The sequence below is a fragment of the Pseudomonas sp. ERMR1:02 genome, assembly GCF_002277815.1.
Lineage (GTDB): Bacteria > Pseudomonadota > Gammaproteobacteria > Pseudomonadales > Pseudomonadaceae > Aquipseudomonas.
This window is the reverse complement of record NZ_NKJI01000007.1, coordinates 199,255-213,604: the sequence shown is the minus strand read 5'-3', so window position 1 is coordinate 213,604 and position 14,350 is coordinate 199,255. Positions and strand designations below refer to the sequence as shown.

Below are 14,350 nucleotides of genomic sequence, written 5' to 3'. Positions count from 1 at the left end.
TTCAACAATCGTCAGCTAATGAATAATCACTATTCGTGCCACTACTCTGGTGCGTTTCAATCAAGTTCGACGCATCTGCGTGCTTTTTAGAAGTAGAAGTACAGTCACCATCCAATTTTCATTGGTTAATATGGCGCATTGATGTGGAGATATCAGATGCGTTACTCGCAGGACCATAAAGCCCAGACTCACCAACGCATCATCAAGGAAGCTTCAGTGCGCTTTCGCCGTGACGGAATTGGCGCGACCGGCTTGCAACCGCTTATGAAATCGCTGGGCTTGACTCACGGTGGCTTTTATTCGCACTTCAAGTCAAAGGACGAGTTAGTGGAAAAAGCGTTGCAGGCCGCTGGCGATCAGGTCGCCAGTGTTTGCGCCGAACTGTTCGCCCAGGACCGCCCACTGGAGACTTTCATCGATACCTATTTGTCTGAATGGCACAAAACTTCGCCCCACGAAGGTTGCCCGCTGCTGACCATGTCATCGGAACTCGGTATGCGCGGTCAGCCGAGCCCGACTTCCGACGTGGTGCTCAACGCACGGCTTCAACAGATACAAGGCACTCTTGCTGGTGAAAACACCGTGGACCGCAGCATCGTCATCATGTCGACACTAGTCGGCGCACTACTGTTATCGCGCAGCGTCGCCGACGTCGAGTTCGCCCAGCGAATACTCGACGTCACGCGCGAACACCTCAACCACTCACAGGACTAACCCTGCCAGCGCTTGAACAACACGCTGGCATTGACCCCGCCAAACCCGAAACCATTGGACAATGCGTACTCGATGGCCATCGGTCTGGCCTGACCGTGGACGATGTCCACGCCTTCGGCGGCGGGGTCCGGGTTATCGAAATTGAGCGTCGCCGGTACGACCTGATCACGGATCGCTAGCAAAGTGAAGATCGCTTCGAGCCCGCCTGCCGCACCGAGCAAATGCCCGGTGGCCGATTTGGTAGATGTCACCGCGATCTTGTTATCCGCACCAAACAACGCCTTGATCGCCGCCAATTCTCCCAGATCGCCAACCGGCGTCGAGGTTGCGTGTGCATTCAGATGCTGAACCTGCCCTGGTGAAACACCCGCCTGAGCCAAGGCCAGCGACATCGCGCGACGCGCACCGCTGCCATCCTCAGGGCCAGCGGTCAGGTGATAAGCATCGGCGCTGGTGCCATAGCCGACCAGTTCCGCCAGCGGCTGAGCGCCACGGGCCAGGGCATGCTCCAGAGATTCGATCACCAACAGGCCCGCGCCTTCGCCCATGACAAAGCCATCACGGCCACTGTCGAAGGGGCGTGACGCGCGCTCGGGGGTGTCGTTGTAGCCGCTGGACAAGGCGCGAGCGGCAGCGAACCCGGCAAGGCTCACCCGATCAATCGCCGCCTCCGCACCGCCACACACAGCGATGTCCGCTTCGCCGGACCGAATCAGCCGCGCAGCGTCGCCAATTGCCTGAACCCCGGCCGCACACGCCGTCACCGGCGCACCCAGCGGGCCTTTGAAACCGTGCTGGATCGACACATGCCCCGCCGCCAGATTGACCAGAAACGACGGGATAGTGAACGGCGACAAACGCCGTGGACCTCGGCTATCCGTGGTGCGCACCGCATCGGCAATCGCACCGAAACCACCTACGCCGGAACCAATGATGGTGGCCGTGCGCTCCTGGGCATCGGCGGTCTGCGCTTGCCAGCCAGCCTGCTCAATAGCCTGACGCGCCGCTTCCATGGCAAACATAATGAAGCGGTCCATCTTCTTCTGTTCTTTGGGTGGCGTTGCCCGGTCCGGGTCGAAACCCGCCTCCGGATCGTCTGCCAGCGTCGGCACTGCGCCGCCAACCTTGGCTGGCAGATCAGCAACCACTTCGTCCGGCAAATTGCGCAATCCGGAACGCCCGGCCAGCAGACGCTTCCAGACCGCTTCGACTCCGCTACCCAACGGAGACACCAGGCCCATGCCTGTTACTACCACTCGACGATCACTCATTTGCATTACCTCAGGCCGATTTCTCGCGCTTCATTTATAACGCGCTGCGGCTGTGCTTTTAGAAAGATTCGGCGCCATCACATGGCGTGCCGCGACGAAGGAATTCCAGTCGGCGGCATCCGGCAGCGAAGGAATGGTGACCAACTCGCCCTGATCCAGACCCGACAGCGCCGCGTCAACCATTTCACCCGCCTCCATGACCATCTCCGCAGGAATCTGCGAAGCATCGATACCAGAGCGTTCCCAGATTTCCGTACGTGTTACCCCTGGCAACACTGCCTGGACCTTGACCCCGGTGCCATCGAGTTCGGCATTCAGCGATTGGGTCAGGCTCAGCACGTAAGCCTTACTGGCGCTGTAGGTTGCGTTGAAGCGCTCGGGAAACAACGCCACCACTGATGCAATGTTGATGATCGTCCCGCGGCCCGCCTTGGCAAAACTGGCCGCTGCCGCCGATGCCAAACGTGTAACCGTCGTGACGTTCAACTGAATCATCCGTTCCAGCTGATCGGTATCGGCATTGGCCAGCAAACCATCCGCGGCCACACCAGCGTTATTCAACAATAGGCTAATGCTCGAATCGCTGCGCAGCCGTTGTTCGAGCTTGAGCACATCATCCTTTTGCGTCAGATCCGCCTTGAGCACTTCGACTTGAACGCCATAGTCAGAGCGCAACTTGCTGGCAGCCTCGTCGAGCCGCTGCTGATCGCGAGCAACCAGCAACAGATCAAAACCACGGGACGCGAGGCGCTGCGCGTAAACCGCACCGATACCGGAGGAAGCGCCGGTGACGAGGGCTGTGCCTTTGGACTGGACAGAATTCATGACTGTGCTCCTGTGAGATGCTAGAGGGAAAGGCAAGCGCCTGGTCTCAAGGCGCTTCGACGGGAAAGCCGCTTTATTATAGGCATAATTTAATCTGTATATGATAGTCGTAATTTTCACGACACTGACGCAGGGCATCACATGCTAGCGTTCGCCTGAATGCAAAAAGGCCGGTCAATGACCGGCCCCTTGGCGTTGAATAATGAGCTTAGTTCACTTCCAGCCTATCGCGATTGCGATCCAGAATCGCCTTGCCGATACCCTTCACTTCCAGTAACTCGTCCACCGATGCGAATGGACCATTAATGTCGCGATACGCAACAATCGCGTTAGCCTTGGCCTCGCCTATGCCGGACAATTCGCGCTGCAAGGTTGGTGCATCTACCACGTTGAGATCGACTTTACCGCTCTGTGCTTTCGGGGAAACCTCTTGCATCTGAGGTGCATTGCCAGCCTCAGGTTTTGCAACGGGCGCAGCAATTACGGTCGTTGAAGCGCAGGTGAGCAGGGCAAAAACCAGGGAGTAGAAATAGCCAGTACGCATAAATGAAGCTCCATGACATCGATTAAGGAAGCAGCTTTTCCGAAGCTGCCTCCCAAACTTAGGCGATGTCTGGAGCCTGTCAAAAATGTGTCTGTTGCCGGATGTGAAACAATCAAGGTTCGAGGCGACGTTGCTGGTAGATCCAGTCGACTATATCGCCGTCGGGGGTGTAGCCGCTGACGGTTTCGCGCAGAAGTTGGCGAACTCTCGAGTAGTCATCGTGCTCGATCGCGACCAGCAACTGTGCCAGTTTTTCCTTGAGCACATCCCAGTCCAGGTAGTCTTCGTTGGCGGTCATGATCATAGGATGCGAGGTGGCCGCCACGTTATCGCCAATCAACAACTCTTCGTAAAGCTTTTCCCCGGGACGAAGGCCGGAAAACTCGATATCGATATCACCATGTGGGTTTCTTTCCGAGCGTACGCTCAGCCCCGACAGATGAATCATTTTTTCCGCCAACTCCACGATTTTCACCGGCTCGCCCATGTCGAGCACAAATACATCGCCACCCTGCCCCATCGAGCCCGCCTGAATGACCAATTGGGCCGCCTCCGGAATAGTCATGAAGTAACGGGTGATTTTCGGATGAGTAACGGTCAGCGGACCACCTGACTTTATCTGTCTGTGAAAAAGAGGAATCACCGAGCCGGAGGAGCCCAGAACGTTCCCAAACCTCACCATCGTAAAGCGGGTTTTGTTGACTTGAGACACGCACGCCTGGTCACCAAACAACACCGGGGCTTTCTCACGGCTAAGTGCCTGGAGCGTCAGCTCCGCAAGACGCTTGGTACTCCCCATCACATTGGTTGGACGTACGGCCTTGTCTGTAGAGATGAGAACGAAGTTATCTACTCCTGCCTGCAGGGCAGCCTGTGCAGTATTCAGAGTACCGATGACATTGTTCAACACGCCTTCAGCGATGTTGTGTTCAACCATCGGGACATGTTTATAGGCCGCGGCATGGTAGACCGTGTCGACATGCCAAGTCTTCATCACGTCCAGCAACTTGCTCTCATTTCGAACAGAACCGAGAATCGGCAACAACTTTACGGAAAGCGATTCACGAGAAATTCTCTGCTCCAACTCGGAGAGAATACTGTAGAGATTGAATTCACTGTGTTCGAACAACAGGAGTGTAGTAGGTTGCAACTCGAGTATTTGACGGCACAATTCAGAGCCGATTGACCCACCCGCCCCCGTTACCATGACGGCTTGACGAGTTATGCAATGTTCGAGTAAATCCCCTTGGGCCGGCACGGCATCCCGTCCCAGCAGATCCGCGATATCTACCTCTTGAATGTCATCGACCTTGACCCGCCCGCTCGCCAGATCCATAAATCCCGGAACACTGCGAACATGCAGGGGGAACCGCTCGAGGAAACTGAGAATTTCACGGCGACGGCCTCGATTTGCGGAAGGGATCGCCAACAGAATTTCTTGAGCACCGGTGGTATCGATCATTTGCTGAATATGTTTAGGCTTGAATACCTGCAAGCCTGCGATGACGCGGCTGGCAATGCTGCCATCGTCGTCGATGAACGCTACCGGACGCATGGCCCGCCCCATCCGCAAGGCGGCAACCAATTGGTTACCTGCTGCGCCGGCACCATAAACAGCGACCCGTGGCAACCCATCGTCAATATTGGCAAATGGAACGTGCTGAGCCGCGACAAACCAATCGCCTGAAAAATACTGTCGCATGGCGACTCGCAATCCGCCGATCATTACAAGGCTGAGCCACCAGTAATTGAAAATGATTGATCTCGGCACGATCGTTTGATGATTGCTATACCAATAAACCACTATGCCCAGAATAAGCGATGAAAGAGTAACCGCCTTGACGATTGCGATCAGTGCATCATTACCGACATAGCGCATGACAGCGCGGTACATGCCAAATCGAATAAAAAGAGGAATAGCCACGGCAGGGGCACTGAAAAACAGCCAAAGATGCTGCTGAATGGGACTGTCCAATTCGTCTATCCCTAGACGTACGACAAAAGCCATCCACAGAGATAGCCAGACCAGAAAAATATCGGCAGTTACCTGCAAGACCCGCTTGCGTCGGCGAGGAAGGCTCAACAAAACAGCTCTTATTTTTTCCATAAACCTATCGAACACCCCTTCAAGCTCCTGAACCGAGAAAAACTATTACCTTTAGAGTAAAAATGAAACGGTCAGATACACAATGCTCCGGTCCCGAATCTTCTGTCCCTCGCCCCCTGTATGGGCACTGGTGTCGGCCCCATGATACCTAGGTTGTGGCAAAAATCCCTTTAAAACCCTCTGCCTGGATAAAAACACTTGGTGCCGAATGCCGCAGGACACAAGAAAAAAATGAAAATCGTCCGTCCTTCAGGATATCGCATGACATTGACTCCCCCGAAGCGGGAATCGTCACCTGCTTCGGGTTTGTCCGGCAGCATGTAAAGCACGCCGATGACGGCCAAGGCGTAAAAACGGTTACCGCTCATCGATCACTTTGGCAGGAACCCGTTCAACCTGAGCTAGACATTTGCTATTTCAGGCAGCGGATCAATGACATAGCGTAAAAAAAAACAGCAGGCTTCCAGTCGATCAGGCGCCAATCAACAACGGAAGCGCGGGAAAGCACCTCGCAATGCCACAACCTTGGAAAGCGCCGCGCAAAGAAGGCTATAATCCGCGACGCATTCACATGTTTCACGTTCGACACCAGACGCGCTGACACCTTCTATTCCCGAAGAGATGCGCGACTTCACAAATTGAGCGTTTGCCCTAGATGACAAAGATGTCTCTCGACAACGTCGATTACGCTAAAGGAATTACAGGCTCGCTGCGAGCAACCGCGCATGAATCCAGCATCAAATGGCAAGCTGCGCCAGCGCTCGAGGCTCCGCTTGGACAAGTGTCCCGATGATCGATCGACCACGCGATTCAACGCATGATTTTACCAACGAAAAAAAATGAACATGGGGTGCGAAAGCGGCCCGTAGCTCGAGATGAGATACCTCGAAAAGTGGGAAATTCCGGAAACCGGATTAATAACAACCAAAAAAACCACTTATGCGTTGAGCACAACATGTACAGAACATCAAGAAACCCAATGAATACTTATGTAAAACCCGCTGGCTTTAACACGCCGGTTGAAATGCCGGTCATCGGGCTGAACCAAGGAAGGGTGGCTCAGTGAGTTAGCAAATCCCCCTCTACGGACAAGTGGTACGGCATGTGTACGCAAAAAATTCATTAATTTCCAATAGCGGTGTTGTGATGACTTTGAAAACGTTATGTGTGTTCGGCACGCGCCCTGAAGCAATCAAAATGGCTCCCCTAGCGCTGAGCCTTGCTGCCGACGAACGCTTCGAAGCCAAAGTGTGCGTGACCGGTCAGCATCGCCAGATGCTCGATCAAGTACTGGAACTGTTCCAGATCATTCCTGACTTCGATCTGAATATCATGAAGCAGGGTCAGGATCTGACCGACGTCACCACGGCAATCCTGCAAGGAATGAAAGAAGTCTTTGCCGAATACAAACCGGATATCGTCCTGGTGCACGGCGATACGGCAACCACGTTTGCAACGACACTGGCGGCCTACTATCAGCAGATCCCGGTTGCCCATGTCGAGGCAGGATTGCGAACCGGCAATCTGTATTCGCCCTGGCCGGAAGAGGCTAACCGTAAATTGACAGGGGCATTGGCTGCCGTGCATTTCGCCCCTACCGAGACCTCCAGGCAGAACCTGCTCAACGAAGGTGTGAACGAAGCTTCAATTCATGTGACAGGCAACACTGTCATTGACGCCTTGCTGGACGTTGTCGCAAGAGTCAGCGGCACCCCGGCTTTGCAGCAAGCATTCCACGAGCAATTTTTGATTATCGGTGAAGGCAAGCGAGTCATCCTGGTCACCGGCCACCGCCGTGAAAGCTTTGGCGATGGCTTCGAGAACATTTGCAAAGCACTGGCCAATACCGCGAAAACCTTCCCGGACGTCGAGATTGTCTATCCTGTGCATCTGAACCCGAATGTGCGGGAACCTGTGAACCGGCTTTTGGCGGACATCGAAAACATTCACCTGATCGAGCCGCTGGATTATTTGCCGTTCGTCTATTTGATGAATCGTTCCTACCTTATCCTCAGCGATTCGGGCGGTATTCAAGAGGAAGCCCCGTCGCTCGGCAAGCCCGTCCTGGTGATGCGTGATACAACGGAACGCCCGGAAGCTGTCGAGGCCGGCACCGTAAAACTGGTCGGTACTTCAGTTGACGCAATTACAAGCAACCTGAGCCGCCTGCTGACTGACTCTGATGCCTACAAGCAGATGAGTTACGCTCACAATCCCTACGGTGATGGGAAGGCTTGTGCTCGCATTCTCGAAATTCTTTCCAAAATCGAATAAGGCCCACGTATGAGCTTTCAAATTGTTTCTGTGGTCGGTCTCGGCTACATCGGACTGCCAACCGCAGCCGTTTTCGCCGCACGCAAAAAAAAGGTGATTGGCGTGGATGTGAATCCCCGCGCTGTCGAGACGATCAATCGCGGTGAAATCCATATCGTCGAACCGGATCTGGATATGGTCGTCCACGCCGCAGTGACTGAGGGTTACCTGCGAGCAACCACTATCGCCGAGCCGGCTGATGCGTTCCTGATCGCTGTACCTACGCCCTTCAAAGGCGACCATGAACCCGATCTTTCTTATATCGAGTCCGCAAGCAAATCCATTGCTCCAGTCTTGAAAAAGGGTGACCTGGTCATTCTAGAGTCCACTTCTCCAGTGGGTGCAACCGAACAGATGTCTGCCTGGCTGGCCGAAGCCCGTCCCGACTTGAGCTTCCCGCAAACGCACGGCGAAGACTCTGACATTCGTATCGCTCACTGCCCCGAGCGCGTCCTGCCCGGTCATGTACTGCGTGAGTTGATTGAAAACGACCGTATCATTGGCGGTATGACGCCGAAATGCTCGGCTGCCGCCGTACAATTGTATAAGACATTCGTAGAAGGCGAATGCATCATCACTGATGCCCGCACCGCCGAGATGTGCAAACTGACCGAAAACAGCTTTCGCGACGTAAACATTGCTTTTGCGAATGAACTCTCGATTATTTGCGACAAGCTGGGTATCAGCGTGTGGGAATTGATCCGCCTGGCGAATCACCACCCACGCGTGAAAATTCTACAACCCGGCCCTGGCGTTGGCGGCCACTGCATCGCGGTGGATCCGTGGTTCATTGTCAGCAAAACTCCGGAGCAAGCGCGCCTGATCCGCACCGCTCGTGAAGTCAATGACAGCAAGCCACAATGGGTGATCGACCAAGTCCAACAGGCCATTGGCAAGCACCTTCAAGAAAACCCGGACAAAACCGCCAAGAGCGTTACAGTTGCCTGTTTCGGATTGGCGTTCAAACCGGATATCGACGATCTGCGCGAGAGCCCGTCCAAGGCAATCACCTTGAAAATTGCCGATGCTCATCCAGGAACAGTTCTGGCGGTCGAACCCAACATCGACAAGCTGCCTGCCAACATGGAAGGTAAGGTCATTCTCTGCAATACCGAGGATGCTTTGAACCGCGCAGATGTCGCTGTCCTACTTGTCGACCACAAGGAATTCAAATCCATCTCCAGTAGTCGCCTAGAGCACGCCGAGCGGGTCGATACACGCGGTATCTGGAACTGACCTCCTTTCGAAATGCTGAACGCGCGGCCAGTTGATTCAATGTGTCATCTGGTCTCGCACAATAAATTAATTCGATTAATATTCAGATGATCATGTGCTCGAATTAGTCATGATGAGATTGAGGAATGTTGTGACATGGTCAATCTGCTGATTCAGGCACTGACACTGATTAGTGGCCTGGTTGTAAATTTTGTTATTCCAGGCCTATATGGACTTGACGCCTACGGCGAGTTCATTAAAACCAACGTGCTAGTTTTTTTATTTCAGAAACTGCTGGACATAATCAACGAACAACTTCTTGCAAGCGTTGAAGCCGAATATATCCTTGTCACTTCATTGTTCATGGCAGGTCTGATCTTCCTACTCTTTAGCGGATTAAGTCTGCTAACGGATCTGGGCAGTCCCTTGCTACTCAGCGTGATGCTGCTTAGTTCAGCGTGTTTGCTGTCACTTTTTGGACTGCGTCTTTACCGCTGGATCATTGGATACCTGGTTTTATTCCTGAGCGTTTTTTTTGCCGCCCTGTTTATCAGTCATAAAAACATATGGCCGCTCAGCATCGTGGATATTCTTTGCCTGACGAACCTGATTCCGTGCCTCTTTGCGCTGGTTGCACTTTTTACTAACGGAGCCAAATTACCACTCGGCAAACAATTGGGATCAACACTTTGGCAGGTCATCACCCTTCTGCCACGCATGGTTTCAATAACGCTGTTCTATAATATGTTCACTAACATACTGCCCTACATACTTTCGAAAATCCTGCCCGTCCGCGAACTGGGACTATTCCGCGTGATTGTATCGATCATTCAATCAGCGACCAGCCTCTTCCCCATTAACGTCAGAGCTGTATTTGTTTCGTTCATATCCGGAGGGCAGCGCCAGGAACAGTATCGAATCATCATGTCGATCGCTTTATTCTACTTTGCACTGGTCGGATTATTCGGATACTTCGTCTCGTGGCTCTTTCCAAAATATTCAGGGTATCTGGCCCTGCTTCCTTGCTTGCCGGTTCTCTACTGGGCGGTCGTGACTGAAAGATACCTGATCGCTTCAGGACTTCACCGCAGAGTCATTGCAACAAATGTATTTCTGGGGGGATCGCAGTCGTTTGCATGATTTTCTTCGTGCAGGCACTCGAGGCTGCCAAAGTATTCTATGCACTGGGCTTCTCCGCGTACCTTCTGACATTGCATCTGCTGTGTCGACCTGGAATTCGGCTTCCTGTGGTCTTTTGGGTGTCCATGTTGGCACCCATTTCAATAATCATAGCAAACATCAGTTTGATCTGGGGCATTCTCTACATGTCCTCCCTATTGATTATCGCAGTTTGGACACTCCGGCTTCGCCCGGCAGATTTCCGTAAATTGAGGTTTTGAACATGAACGCAGTCATGCTTTATCGAATTGGAAACTGGTTTTATCAACGAAAGATTCCGATTGTTCCGATGCTTATTCGAAATTTCATTTTTTTGATTTTCAACTCCTATATTCCGGTTTCCGCGAGCATAGGAAAGGGCTCTATTTTTGCCTATGGCGCCATAGGCGTTGTGCTTCACGCAAACTCCAAAATCGGAAGTGGTTGCGTACTTGGCCAGGGTATTACGATCGGAGCCGCCGAAGGTTTTGCATCCAGTGAAATAAACAAATGCCCTGTTATTGGTGACAACTGTTATATCAGCGCAGGTGCAAGAATCATTGGCGATATTAAAATCGGTAATAACTGCCAGATCGGCGCGTCCGCAGTCGTACTGAAAGACGTACCAGACAACTCTGTCGTTGTTGGCATACCTGCTCGAATTGTTGGCCAGACGCCTATTGACTTCAAAGCAATACGCCCTTGACAAGATGGCAGGAGAATAGTGATGAACGAATCATATTTTAATAAGAATAGTTGCGCGATTGCCGCAGGAACTGGCATTGCCATTCTTCTTTCACAAGATCCTGGTGTCGCTTTTTATATCGGCGCCATCGGCGCTCTTCTTCTTGTTCTTATGGCACTGGCATCACCCTGGCATGGCTTGCTGGCGCTTTTTCCAATGGCATTCGCCATGCGTCCAGCCCCGGCTTCATTAGGCCTGCAGGAGTTGTCTTTTGCGGCACTTCTATCCGCCATCTTTGCGATGAGCATAATAAAGCTGCTGCGCACGTACAAAACAAAAGACGCTCTAAAAATATTTGCCGCCCCCCTGTTGGTTGGCTTCATGATATTGGGCATCAACCTGGCGATTGCCATACTTAATCATGTCCCCCTATCTGACTGGTTGAGGGGTGTAACTCCCTTCTTGTTCATATACGCGCTATTCCCTGTCTGCATATTGATCGGGAATGATGAAAGCCGGATTCGTTGGGTTGGCGGCTCCGTTGCAACGCTTATTTTCCTGACCGCCGGGTACATCGTTTTTTACTACTTTTACCAGGGCATCTGGAGGCCTTATTGGATCGACCCGACAAACGCACAAGCCATCAAACTCACGAAAGAAGCCGCCTTGCATAATGCCAACGCAATTGGCCCTATGCGAGACCGTATAACCATGGCCGTGGCACAAGCGACGGACAGTCTTCTACCCGTGGGAATGGCAGCCGGTTTTGTCACTTGCATCTTGTCTCGCCAAAAGCAAATTGCTTCTGTCGGCGCGCTGATGTCACTTCTTTGCATGACCGCTGTTTTGATTACTTTCACCCGAAGCATGCTATTGAGCGCGCTAATGGTCATCATGCTGTTTTCCAGTGTTATATTCATTTTTCACGCCAAACTGCGAAAAAGATTATCGATTAGCGGCGCTGCCTTGGGAATATGCGGGCTGCTTTTCATTTTCTCTACGGACATGCAACAGATCTGGCTCGGCAGAATGAGTCTTCTGATCGAGTCAGGAGTAGAAGCGATCGTCAACCGGGGGCCGAACGTCGAAACAAAAATCGCTACAGGCGATGAAATGCTGCAGCCAATAGTTCCAACAAAAGAAAATGCCGACTTCAACGTCTCTTCGCGTGTTGTAGAATACGGCATTGCATGGGACATGTTTAAATCGCACCCGGTGCTAGGTAATGGACTGGGCGTCAAACATGAAATGCGCTGGGAAACATCCAATGGAGAATCATTTACCCAGTGGGTTGCATACATACACAACTGGCCTCTTTATACATTGATGGTGGGCGGTCTGCTTGGAATCATTACTTATGCTCTGGTATTGCTGGGTCCGATTCTCTTTAGAGTGACCTCGCTCAGAATCGAGTCAGTCCACTGGACAATCATTCGATCCGTGGTGTTGACCATGGCGATATATGGTTTGTTTTTTGCCGTTTTCCGCCTTATCACGTTCAACCTGCTACTTGCCACCGCATGGGGAATCATCCTCACTCAAGCGCTTTCGCGAGCACCCAAAATTCAAAATAATGATAGGAAGAGTGCACTTTTGGACACTCCTTCTGACAACGAACCGTTTTCTATGCAAAACACTGCCGATCAGAAACACACGGAGCTACAGGCGTAATGTGCGGTTTAACTTTTTTTTGTGTAAAACATTCCATTTCCGACGCCAACCGCCAACTGGAAGTGAGTCTTGCCGTCACAAAACATCGGGGGCCGGATGCCTCTGGAACGTACTTCACCACTGTGGCGGATTACCAGGTAGGACTCGGTCATAACCGACTAAGTATTCTGGATCTCACGGCCGCGGGCAGCCAGCCCATGCATGCTGGAAATGGTGTCAGCATCATTTTTAATGGTGAAGTCTTTAATCATCACGAGTTGCGCGACGACCTGATTAAAAAAGGGTACTCCTTCAATGGAACTTCAGACACCGAAGTCATATTGAAGCTTTATGTCGAATATAAGGAACAATCCTTCAAGCTTTTGCAAGGAATGTTCTCATTGGTCATTCTCGACGAAAACACCAAGAAGTTTTTTCTTGCCAGAGATGTAGTGGGCATAAAGCCTGTGTACTACTACTCAAATGCCAACGGCCTGTACGCGTGCTCAGAAATACGCGGCCTTAAAAGCTACTCTGAGGTCGTCAGTGAAATCGATCACAATGACGTATTCGAGTTCTTCAATAACGGCTTCCTCTACGAACCAAACACCGGCTACAAAGCAATTAAAAAAGTACAACCAGGAACCTATATCGAGTTTGATACGTTAACTGGGGCGTGTAACACCATACGCTATCAGAGCATTATCAACTTCAAGACTCAACGTTCCGTTGCTGAAACTGTAAAGTCTGCAGTCACCCGACAATTGGAAGCAGATGTACCGGTTGGGGTATTCTTCAGTGGTGGAGCGGATTCTAGCATCCTTGCAAACTATACAGGTGATGCAGATCTGTTTTTTGCAAAATACGAAGAAACAGAAGACTCCGCGATCGACATGAAATTTTCTGCCGACATCGCGAAATATTTAGGCAAAGAACTTAAAGTCACCGAGATTCTCGACTCAAATGACAACCTGCTTGAATCGATTGACTTCGTAGCTAAAAATACCGAAGAGCTTGTGTCCGATTATACTTTCTGGGCCACCTATCAGCTGTCCGCAGAAGCCAGGAAGAGTGGATACACTGTAATGCTCAGTGGAATGGGCGGTGACGAGGCGTTCGCAGGATATCCACGATACAAGGTACTCAAAAATCATAGACTGATTCGCTCAATATACCCGTTGCTTAAGTCGCTGCTGAAACTCAATCTTTTTCCGAAAAAACTGGATAAAAAGTTTGAGCGCCTCGTTTCCTACGCCCAGGAAAGTTATTGGCCTTTGGCGTATTCCCGGATGCTCGGGTATTTTTCAAAGCAGGAGCTCAGCAAATTCTTCTCCAATTACCCGGAACTGGAGCATACTTACAAGCAGCGATTGGACAGTATATTGGTTCAATACGATGGCGATGTGAATGATAAAGTAAAGTGCGCACAGCATTTTGACCTGACCGGATTTTTGAGTCACAACCTCGGAGTTTCCGACAAGGCAAGTATGCTTGCAAGCATTGAACTGAGAGTGCCATTGCTGGATGAGCGCGTTGTTGCCAACGGATGTGCCACCACCAGTGCCGACCTGCTAAAGGGCGGTGCCCCCAAGGCCCCGCTCAAAGCCCTCTTGAAAAGTCTGCTTCCATCCGCGCTGGTCAACCGTCCGAAAACAGGGTTTAACCCGCCTTTGGATGGGATTATTTTGCGCCTAGGCGCGGAACGCCTGACATCTGAATTCCAGCGGATCTATCAGTTCCTGAATCGCGAAGAAGTGGAAAGACTGGTAAAAAGTCATTTTTCCGGCGCTACAAATAACACCTATAAGCTGTGGCAACTCCTGTATTTTGAGCGTTGGCTTAAATTCAATTTCGCTTAAGCTGTTCGA

12 protein-coding genes are annotated in these 14,350 nt (G+C 51.7%); 7 read left to right on the top strand and 5 right to left on the bottom strand.

Features of this window, described 5'->3' with window-relative positions; all coding sequences use genetic code 11:
• Nucleotides 1–156: 156 nt before the first annotated feature.
• Nucleotides 157–714 (top strand): TetR/AcrR family transcriptional regulator, encoded by a 558-nt coding sequence (locus CES87_RS15660; protein ID WP_128606820.1) that lies wholly within the window; start codon nt 157–159, stop codon nt 712–714.
• Here CES87_RS15660 and fabF read toward each other — a convergent pair.
• The 5 genes from fabF to CES87_RS15635 all read right to left on the bottom strand — a co-directional run bounded on the left by fabF (nt 711) and on the right by CES87_RS15635 (nt 5,829).
• On the bottom strand, nt 711–1,985 hold the full coding sequence (gene fabF, locus CES87_RS15655) for a beta-ketoacyl-ACP synthase II (RefSeq protein ID WP_128606819.1): 1,275 nt from the start codon (nt 1,983–1,985) through the stop codon (nt 711–713). The genes CES87_RS15660 and fabF overlap by 4 nt on opposite strands.
• 30 nt (nt 1,986–2,015) lie before the next feature.
• On the bottom strand, nt 2,016–2,810 hold the full coding sequence (locus CES87_RS15650; protein WP_128606818.1) for an SDR family oxidoreductase: 795 nt from the start codon (nt 2,808–2,810) through the stop codon (nt 2,016–2,018).
• Between the two features lie 208 nt (nt 2,811–3,018).
• On the bottom strand, nt 3,019–3,354 hold the full coding sequence (locus CES87_RS15645; RefSeq protein WP_128606817.1) for a helix-hairpin-helix domain-containing protein: 336 nt from the start codon (nt 3,352–3,354) through the stop codon (nt 3,019–3,021).
• Between the two features lie 112 nt (nt 3,355–3,466).
• Nucleotides 3,467–5,461 (bottom strand): nucleoside-diphosphate sugar epimerase/dehydratase, encoded by a 1,995-nt coding sequence (locus CES87_RS15640; RefSeq protein ID WP_128606876.1) that lies wholly within the window; start codon nt 5,459–5,461, stop codon nt 3,467–3,469.
• A gap of 170 nt (nt 5,462–5,631) precedes the next feature.
• Nucleotides 5,632–5,829: a hypothetical protein gene (locus tag CES87_RS15635; protein WP_128606816.1), complete on the bottom strand. Its 198-nt coding sequence runs from the start codon at nt 5,827–5,829 to the stop codon at nt 5,632–5,634.
• 778 nt (nt 5,830–6,607) lie between these two features.
• On the opposite strand from CES87_RS15635, the gene wecB reads away from it, so the two are divergent.
• The 6 genes from wecB (at nt 6,608) to asnB (ending at nt 14,341) form a co-directional block, all read left to right on the top strand.
• Nucleotides 6,608–7,735, top strand: coding sequence for a non-hydrolyzing UDP-N-acetylglucosamine 2-epimerase (gene wecB, locus CES87_RS15630; RefSeq protein WP_128606815.1), 1,128 nt, complete (start codon nt 6,608–6,610; stop codon nt 7,733–7,735).
• Nucleotides 7,736–7,744: 9 nt separating this feature from the next.
• Complete coding sequence (gene wecC, locus CES87_RS15625) at nt 7,745–9,010, top strand: UDP-N-acetyl-D-mannosamine dehydrogenase (RefSeq protein WP_128606814.1); 1,266 nt, start codon at nt 7,745–7,747, stop codon at nt 9,008–9,010.
• Between the two features lie 135 nt (nt 9,011–9,145).
• The gene (locus CES87_RS15620; protein WP_256590934.1) at nt 9,146–10,129 is read left to right on the top strand and encodes a hypothetical protein; all 984 of its coding nucleotides are present in this window, start codon (nt 9,146–9,148) and stop codon (nt 10,127–10,129) included.
• Nucleotides 10,130–10,391: 262 nt separating this feature from the next.
• Complete coding sequence (locus CES87_RS15615; RefSeq protein WP_128606813.1) at nt 10,392–10,853, top strand: serine O-acetyltransferase; 462 nt, start codon at nt 10,392–10,394, stop codon at nt 10,851–10,853.
• Between the two features lie 21 nt (nt 10,854–10,874).
• A complete protein-coding gene (locus tag CES87_RS15610; protein WP_128606812.1) occupies nt 10,875–12,503 on the top strand; it encodes an O-antigen ligase in 1,629 nt (542 codons plus the stop codon).
• On the top strand, nt 12,503–14,341 hold the full coding sequence (gene asnB / locus CES87_RS15605) for an asparagine synthase (glutamine-hydrolyzing) (protein ID WP_128606811.1): 1,839 nt from the start codon (nt 12,503–12,505) through the stop codon (nt 14,339–14,341). The genes CES87_RS15610 and asnB overlap by 1 nt, the downstream gene beginning before the upstream one ends.
• The last annotated feature ends 9 nt before the right edge of the window (nt 14,342–14,350 follow it).

Bases quoted from the DNA above. Each gene is read 5' to 3' on its own strand.
- CES87_RS15660 (WP_128606820.1), top strand. From the start codon at position 157: ATGCGTTACTCGCAGGACCATAAAGCCCAGACTCACCAACGCATCATC.
- fabF (WP_128606819.1), bottom strand. From the start codon at position 1,985: ATGAGTGATCGTCGAGTGGTAGTAACAGGCATGGGCCTGGTGTCTCCG.
- CES87_RS15650 (WP_128606818.1), bottom strand. From the start codon at position 2,810: ATGAATTCTGTCCAGTCCAAAGGCACAGCCCTCGTCACCGGCGCTTCC.
- CES87_RS15645 (WP_128606817.1), bottom strand. From the start codon at position 3,354: ATGCGTACTGGCTATTTCTACTCCCTGGTTTTTGCCCTGCTCACCTGC.
- CES87_RS15640 (WP_128606876.1), bottom strand. From the start codon at position 5,461: ATGGAAAAAATAAGAGCTGTTTTGTTGAGCCTTCCTCGCCGACGCAAG.
- CES87_RS15635 (WP_128606816.1), bottom strand. From the start codon at position 5,829: ATGAGCGGTAACCGTTTTTACGCCTTGGCCGTCATCGGCGTGCTTTAC.
- wecB (WP_128606815.1), top strand. From the start codon at position 6,608: ATGACTTTGAAAACGTTATGTGTGTTCGGCACGCGCCCTGAAGCAATC.
- wecC (WP_128606814.1), top strand. From the start codon at position 7,745: ATGAGCTTTCAAATTGTTTCTGTGGTCGGTCTCGGCTACATCGGACTG.
- CES87_RS15620 (WP_256590934.1), top strand. From the start codon at position 9,146: ATGGTCAATCTGCTGATTCAGGCACTGACACTGATTAGTGGCCTGGTT.
- CES87_RS15615 (WP_128606813.1), top strand. From the start codon at position 10,392: ATGAACGCAGTCATGCTTTATCGAATTGGAAACTGGTTTTATCAACGA.
- CES87_RS15610 (WP_128606812.1), top strand. From the start codon at position 10,875: ATGAACGAATCATATTTTAATAAGAATAGTTGCGCGATTGCCGCAGGA.
- asnB (WP_128606811.1), top strand. From the start codon at position 12,503: ATGTGCGGTTTAACTTTTTTTTGTGTAAAACATTCCATTTCCGACGCC.